Origin of the sequence: Aedoeadaptatus nemausensis (genome assembly GCF_903819165.1) — a bacterium.
Taxonomy (GTDB): Bacteria; Bacillota; Clostridia; order Tissierellales; family Peptoniphilaceae; genus Aedoeadaptatus; species Aedoeadaptatus nemausensis.
Genome location: NZ_CAIJCS010000001.1, coordinates 1 through 1,083, shown reverse-complemented (window position 1 = coordinate 1,083; position 1,083 = coordinate 1). Strand labels below are relative to the sequence as shown.

The 1,083-nt window shown below is 52.4% G+C and carries 1 protein-coding gene; it reads left to right on the top strand.

Annotation, left to right across the window (positions count from 1 at the left end; translation table 11 throughout):
* Positions 1 to 4: 4 nt before the first annotated feature.
* Positions 5 to 1,083, top strand: a 1,079-nt coding sequence (gene tuf, locus PEPTYR26121_RS00005; protein ID WP_180497985.1) for an elongation factor Tu, incomplete at its 3' end; no start/stop codon positions are given.

The following is a 1,083-nucleotide window of genomic DNA, read 5'->3' as shown; positions in this document are numbered from 1 at the left end:
TATTATGGCAAAAGGAAAATTTGAAAGAACCAAACCGCACGTTAACGTCGGCACCATCGGCCACGTTGACCACGGCAAAACCACCCTTACCGCAGCAATCACCCTTGTATTAAACAAGAGATTCGGCAGCGGTGAATTCGTAGACTACGCAAACATCGACAAAGCACCCGAAGAAAGAGAACGTGGTATTACCATCTCCACCTCTCACGTAGAATACGAAACCGAAAAACGTCACTACGCACACGTTGACTGCCCGGGTCACGCGGACTACGTTAAAAACATGATCACCGGTGCTGCACAAATGGACGGCGCCATCCTCGTCGTATCCGCAGCAGACGGCCCCATGCCCCAAACCCGTGAGCACATCCTGCTCGCACGTCAAGTAGGCGTACCCAAAATCGCAGTCTTCCTTAACAAACAAGACCAAGTAGACGACGACGAACTAATCGAACTCGTTGAAATGGAAGTACGCGACCTCTTAAGCGAATACGACTTCGACGGCGACAACACCCCCATTACCGTAGGAAGTGCACTTAAAGCCCTAGAAGATCCGGACAGCGAATGGGGCGACAAAATCGTAGCCCTTATGGACACCGTCGACGAATGGATCGAAGACCCCGTTCGTGACATCGACCACCCCTTCCTCATGCCTGTAGAAGACATCTTCACCATTACCGGTCGTGGTACCGTAGCTACAGGACGTGTAGAACGCGGCGTCATCAAAGTAAACGACAACGTCGAAATCGTAGGTCTTACCGACGAAAAACGCACCGTCGTCGTTACCGGAGTTGAAATGTTCAGAAAACAACTCGACCAAGCCGAAGCAGGCGACAACGTCGGCCTACTCCTTCGTGGTGTACAAAGAGATGACATCGAGCGCGGCCAAGTATTGGCAGCCCCCGGCAGCATCCATCCCCACACCAAATTCGAAGCCGAAGTATACGTACTGAGCAAAGAAGAAGGTGGACGTCACACCCCGTTCTTCAACGGCTACCGTCCCCAATTCTACTTCAGAACCACCGACGTAACCGGCGACATCACCCTACAAGACGGCGTAGAAATGGTTATGCCCGGCGACAACGC